Consider the following 1,439-nt stretch of genomic DNA (forward strand, 5'->3'; position numbering starts at 1 on the left):
GCTGGTGGCGCAGAGGCGGCAGCCGGCGCGGCCGGCGTCGCTCTCGGGCGGGGCGTTCCAGGGGCTGGCGCGGGATCTGGCCGCCTATGCGGCGGGCGGGTTCCTGGCCTCGCTCGGCATCCTGCTCGGGTTGTGGCTGCCCGCACTGGCCGGGATCGGGCTTGCCGCCTGGGGGCGGGGCGCGGCTGGTGGCGGGGATTGCGACCGGGCCGATGCGGCACGCGCTGGCCGGGGCGGTGCATCTCGCGGCGCATCCGCGGCCGGAGCGTTTCGCGGGGGCGGCGGCGAGCGGGCTGTTGCCGGCGCAAAAATTCGGCGTGGCGGCGATCGGCGATTTCGCCTGGAACCGGCTGGCGGGGTTCGATGCCTGCATCCAGTGCGGGCGGTGCGAGGAGGCGTGCCCGGCCTTCGCCGCCGGGCAGAAGCTGAACCCGAAGGCGCTGATCCAGGACCTGGCGACGGCGCTGCATCCGGAGGCGCCGGCCTATGCCGGCTCGCCGCATCCGGGCATTTCGTCGCCGGGCCCGGTGCTCGGGCGGCTGCACGCGGAGACGCTGTTCGCCTGCACGACCTGCCGGGCCTGCGTATCCGCCTGCCCGATGATGATCGAGCATGTGGATGCGGTGGTCGATCTGCGGCGGCATCTGACGCTGGACGCCGGTGCGGCGCCGGGCAAGGCGGACCAGGTGCTTTCGGAGCTGCGCTACGCGTTCAATCCGGGCGGGTTCGAGCCTGGGCGGCGGCTCGATTTCGCCGCCGGCGGGCTGCGCGTGCTGGGCGAGGGCGAGAGCGCCGACATCCTGCTCTGGCTCGGCGACGGGGCGTTCGACGCGCGCTATGGGCGGACGCTGCGGGCGCTGGTGGCGATCATGCGGGCGGCGGGGCTGGATTTCGCGGTGCTGGGGGAGGCCGAGCGCGATTGCGGCGACCTCGCCCGGCGGCTCGGCGACGAGGCGGGGTTCGAGCGCCTCGCGCGCGCCAATGTGGCGGCGCTGGCGGCAAGGCGGTTCGGGCGGATCGTCACCGCCGATCCGCACGCGCTGCATGTGCTGCGGCAGGAATATCCGGCGTTCGGCGGGCACTATACGGTGCAGCACCATACGGCGCTGATCGACGAGCTGATCGGCACTGGCGCGATCCGGCCGGAGGCGGCATCCGGCGGGACGGTGACCTATCACGACCCGTGCTATCTCGGCCGTTATAACGGCGAGTATGACGCGCCGCGGCGGGTGCTGGGGCGGATCGGCCTGGCGGTGAGCGAGATGGAGCGCCATGGCGCGGCCTCGTTCTGCTGCGGCGGCGGGGGCGGCGCGCCGGTTTCGGACATCGCGGGCGAGCGGCGGATTCCCGATCTGCGGATGGCGCAGGCGCGGGAGACGGGAGCGGATATCGTCGCCGTGGCGTGCCCGGGCTGCACCGCGATGCTGGAGGGGGTGACA

At 74.0% G+C, this 1,439-nt stretch carries 1 protein-coding gene and 1 pseudogene; both read left to right on the forward strand.

Annotated elements, in window-relative coordinates; translation table 11 throughout:
• Positions 1-4: 4 nt before the first annotated feature.
• Positions 5-112, forward strand: a pseudogene (locus APM_RS22970) (DUF3483 domain-containing protein); the annotation flags it as partial.
• Between the two features lie 49 nt (positions 113-161).
• A partial coding sequence (locus tag APM_RS22975) for a (Fe-S)-binding protein (protein ID WP_007423723.1) occupies positions 162-1,439 on the forward strand: 1,278 nt, incomplete at its 3' end.

The organism is Acidiphilium sp. PM (assembly GCF_000219295.1).
GTDB lineage: Bacteria > Pseudomonadota > Alphaproteobacteria > Acetobacterales > Acetobacteraceae > Acidiphilium > Acidiphilium multivorum.